At 71.0% G+C, this 4,519-nt stretch carries 4 protein-coding genes; 3 read left to right on the top strand and 1 reads right to left on the bottom strand.

Going from position 1 to position 4,519, the window contains the following annotated elements; genetic code table 11:
- Positions 1-92: 92 nt before the first annotated feature.
- Complete coding sequence (locus N864_RS19525; RefSeq protein WP_034721246.1) at positions 93-503, bottom strand: hypothetical protein; 411 nt, start codon at positions 501-503, stop codon at positions 93-95.
- 558 nt (positions 504-1,061) lie between these two features.
- On the opposite strand from N864_RS19525, the gene N864_RS19530 reads away from it, so the two are divergent.
- From N864_RS19530 to N864_RS19540, 3 genes are all read left to right on the top strand, one after another.
- The gene (locus N864_RS19530; protein ID WP_034721249.1) at positions 1,062-2,873 is read left to right on the top strand and encodes an alpha-amylase family glycosyl hydrolase; all 1,812 of its coding nucleotides are present in this window, start codon (positions 1,062-1,064) and stop codon (positions 2,871-2,873) included.
- 151 nt (positions 2,874-3,024) lie between these two features.
- Positions 3,025-3,477, top strand: coding sequence for a hypothetical protein (locus tag N864_RS19535; protein ID WP_034721252.1), 453 nt, complete (start codon positions 3,025-3,027; stop codon positions 3,475-3,477).
- Positions 3,478-3,576: 99 nt separating this feature from the next.
- A complete protein-coding gene (locus tag N864_RS19540) occupies positions 3,577-4,461 on the top strand; it encodes an SGNH/GDSL hydrolase family protein (RefSeq protein WP_051518827.1) in 885 nt (294 codons plus the stop codon).
- The last annotated feature ends 58 nt before the right edge of the window (positions 4,462-4,519 follow it).

The raw sequence follows: 4,519 nt of genomic DNA on the forward strand, positions 1-4,519 counted from the left end.
TGCCGCTGAGCCGGCTCAGCGGCATACCGTCGCCGTGCGCTCGTGCGACGCGTCACCTCCCGGCGAGCGGGAACGACGCGCGACGCGGAAGGTCAGCCGCGGTCGGTCAGCGCGTCGATCAGCAGGCTGAGGCCGGCGCCGACGAGCCAGACGTCCTTGGCGATCGGGGTGCCCTCCTGGCTGGGCAGGATGCTGCCGGGCTGGCGCAGGCCGGGGGTCTTGGCGTACAGGCCGAGGAGGGAGCCGCCGAAGCCGGTCAGGGCGAGGCCGGCCAGCGAGCGGGGGACGAACGGCGTGAGCAGCGCGGTGCCGACGGCCATCTCGCCCATCGACAGCATCCGGATGAAGTCCTTGGGCGACAGGCTCTTCAGCGACGGGTACGCGTTGGCGGCCATGCCGTGCAGGGCTGCGGCCGTGCCCTCGTCCGCCTCACGCTTGCTCCAGCCGCTCTGGAAGATGTAGGCGCCGGTCGCCAGCCGGAGCGGGATGCTGCGCAGTCTCATCGGGGCCTCCTTGGGGGTCAGGCTCAGGTCAGTCTCTGGTCGGTCTCTCGTCAGTCACGAACTTCGTCCGTGGCATTACCCGGCCGCGGGCCGGCCGACACGTGAGGCTCGTCGCGCGCCGGCAACCGGCTCGCGCGCGCGCCAGTCCCCGCGAGATCCGGCGGGAGTCCCCGCGATATCCGGCGGGACTTTCACAGGACATCCAGAGGTCACGCCCGCAGCGTTCCCAGACTCGCGACCTAGCGTCGAAGCACCGAAGCAGGACACTGACAACGAGGTGACGGCGGAGCCGGGAGGGCCCCATGACGCGAGGTTGGCGCGGTGGTCGGGCCGGCTTGGTCTTCGTCGTTTTCGTCATCCTCACCGGGGTGTGGCTGGTCACCCATCCCGCGGACGACGGTTCCCCGTACAGCCACGCCCCGCGACCGGTCGCCCGGCCCGCCCCGACGGTTACGCTCCCTCCGTCGGGCGGGCCGTCGTCGCCCCCGCCGACCCGGTCCTAGGATCGAGCCCACCCCCGCCGTTCGGCGCGGCCTCGCTCGACCTCCGGGAGACCCCATGTCCGAAGACCATCCGAGCGGGAACCGTCCGAGCGGGAACCATCCGGGCGGGAACCGTCTGAGCGGGATGGGGGCGATGCCGCACGGCGGCGGCGTCGCGTTCCGCGTCTGGGCCCCGCACGCCGACGCCGTGGCCGTCACCGGCGACTTCAACGACTGGGCCGCCAGCGCCGACCGGCTCGAGAGCGAGGGCAACGGCTACTGGTACGGCGACGTGCCGGGCGCGCAGGCCGGGCAGGAGTACCAGTACCTCATCACGTCAGGGGACGACGAGCTGCATCGGATCGACCCCTATGCGCGGGCGGTCACGAACTCGGTCGGCAACGGCATCATCTATGACCCGAACGCCTATGACTGGCAAAGCGATTCATTCGAGTGCCCACCGCACAACGAGCTCGTCGTCTACGAGACCCACATCGGGTCGTTCGTGGCGAAGCAGGGCGACCCCGGCGGTCTGAAGGACGTCGCCAGCCGCCTCGGCTACCTCCAGACTCTGGGCATCAACGCGATCGAGCTCATGCCGGTCATGGAGTTCGCCGGGGACTACTCGTGGGGCTACAACCCGGCGCACGTCTTCGCCGTCGAGTCGGGCTATGGCGGACCCGACGGGCTGAAGAACTTCGTCCGTGAGGCGCACCGGCACGGGATCGCCGTCATCGTCGACGTGGTCTACAACCACTTCGGCCCCTCCGACCTCGACCTGTGGCGCTTCGACGGCTGGGGCGAGGACGACAAGGGTGGCATCTACTTCTACCAGGACGACCGGTCCGCGACGCCATGGGGCGACACCCGCCCCGACTACGGGCGTGAGGAGGTGCGGCGGTTCATCCTCGACAACGCGCGCATGTGGCTCGACGAGTACCACGTCGACGGGCTGCGCTTCGACTCGACCGTCCACATCCGCAGCACGAACGGTCACACGACGGACCTGCCCGACGGGTGGGGGCTGCTCCAGTGGATCACCGACGAGGTCCGGGCGAGCCACCCGCGGGCGATCCTCATCGCCGAGGACCTGCAGGGCGACCCCGCCCTCACCGAGCCGACTCCGGGTGGGGCCGGCTTCCATGCACAGTGGGACGCCGGCTTCGTCCACCCGGTGCGCGCCGCCCTGGTGACGCCGGAGGACGGCGAGCGCTCGATGGCCGAGGTGGCCGGTGCGGTCGCCGGCGTGGGGGACCCGTGGACCCGCGTCGTCTACACCGAGTCGCACGACGAGGTCGCGAACGGCAAGGCGCGCATGCCGCAGGAGGTCGACCCCGAGGACCCGACGGGTTGGGCCGCACAAAAGCGGGCCACCCTCGGCATGGCCGTCGCCCTCACGAGCCCCGGCATCCCGATGCTGTTCCAGGGCCAAGAGTTCCTCGAGGACGAGTGGTTCCGCGACACGGTGCCCCTCGACTGGGACCGGGCCCGGGCCTTCCGCGACGTCGTGCGCATGGTCCGCGACCTGGTGCGGCTGCGCCGCAACCTCGACGGTGACGCGTCGGGGCTCGTCGGGCCGCACACCCGCCTGCTCGACGTCGACGACGAGGACAACGTGCTGGCCTTCTCCCGGAGCACGGACGAAGGTGGCGACGTCGTCGTCGTGGCCAACTTCGCCGCGACGCCCGCAGTCGGGCGCATCGCGATGCCGTATGCCGCTCACTGGCGGTTGCGCTTCAACAGTGACGCCCGCACGTACTCGGCCCTCTTCGGGGACCACCAGTCGGCGGACATCGACGCGGACGAGGAGCCGATGGGGGAGTTCCCGGCCTCCGCAACGGTCGACGTCGGGCCGTACAGCGTCGTCGTCTACACGGCGGCGGACTGACAGCAGGTCCCGGCGCTGGGCTCGGGCGCAGCGCTGGGGCGTTGGGCTGGGTCCCTGGGCTGGGTCGCTGGGCTGGGTCGCTGGGCTGGGGGCTTCGTCTTGCCGTCTCCCCGGCCGTCCCTCAGCATGGAGGGAAGCACTGGAGGCTGGCATGGACTCGGCATTCGCGGCATACCTCGAGAAGGTCAGGGCCCACCGCTCGGAGCTGCGTGACTCGGTCGCTGCCGTCGACGGGGCCCTCGCGGCCCCGGTGACGCGAGGCGGCGCCTGGCGCGAACGTGTCCGCGCCGCGCTCGCGGAGCTGTCGCACGACTTCGAGGCGCACATCGCACTCACCGAGTCGCCCGGGGGTCTCTATGACAACGTCCGGTCGGGCGACCCCCGCCTGTCCTCGGCGGTGGAGCGCCTCACGGGCGAGCACGTGCGCTACCGGGACGCGATCGCGGCCTACCTCCTGGTCCTCGAGCACGGCGGCACCGTGGCGGACCTGCCGGTGTTCCGCGAGGAGGTCGGCGAGCTGGTGGGGCAGCTGGTGCGGCACCGGCAGCTGGGCGCCCAGCTCGTCTACGAGGCATTCCACGTCGACCTCGGCGGGTCGGGGTGATGGCGGGCCCCCAGCGCGCAGCCCGAGAACGTTCAGGAGTGCCGGTTACCGTGCCCCCGTGCCACAGGTGTTGGGTCGAGTCTCCGCGGTGGCAAGTTGATGCGCCACTGGCCCGTCCTCCTGCGCATCCTCCTGCCGGTGTTGCTCCTGCCATCGGCGGCCGCGCTCATCTGGCTCAGCGCGTCGTCCACCCCCGGCGCTCCGACGCATGCAGCCGAGAAGGGTCCCGCCGCGTCGAGCGTGTCGCCGACTCCGTCGTCCACGGGGGATACCTCGGCGACTGGCCCGTCGCCTGCTCCGGCGACCACGTCGACTCCGGCTGCGCCGCTGAAGGTCGTGGGGGTCGGCGACTCGGTCATGTCGGGCACCAACTGCAACTGTGCGGGGATCGTGGCGGAGTACGCTGCGGCCCTCCAGCAGCGGGACGGACGAGCGGTGAAGGGGGACAACCTCGGCGTGCCGGGTGACACGACGAGCGACCTGCTCGACCACCTGCAGCACGACAACACCTACCGGGCGGCGGTGCGCAGCGCCGACGTGGTGCTCGTGACGATCGGAGCCAATGACCTTGGCCCGCAATGGTCCCAATGGCAGGCGTCGAGCTGTGACGACACATGCTACGACCCGGCAGTGGCCCAGATGGGCGGCCGGCTCGACCAGATCCTGACCCTGATCCGGTCGCTGCGATCCGGTCCGCCGGCCACGGTCCTCGTGACGAACTACTGGAACGTCTTCACCGATGGCGCCGTCGCCCGGGCGTCCGGCGGTCAGGCACAGATCGACTGGAGCCAGGACATCACCACCGCGGCCAACGGCGCCATCTGCGCGACGGCCACGGCTCATCACGCGACGTGCGTCGACCTCTACACGCCCATCCAGGACGGCGACCCCACGGATGTGCTGGCGCCCGATGGTGACCACCCCAACGCAGCGGGCGTCGGCGTCATCGTCAAGGCGCTGCTGGCCGATACGCCACGGTCCTGACATCGCTCACTCGGGCTCGAACCGTGTGTGTCGGTGGTCGCGGTTAGGGTTGAGGAGC

The sequence above is a fragment of the Intrasporangium chromatireducens Q5-1 genome (assembly GCF_000576575.1).
In the GTDB taxonomy this organism is placed as follows: Bacteria; Actinomycetota; Actinomycetes; order Actinomycetales; family Dermatophilaceae; genus Intrasporangium_A; species Intrasporangium_A chromatireducens.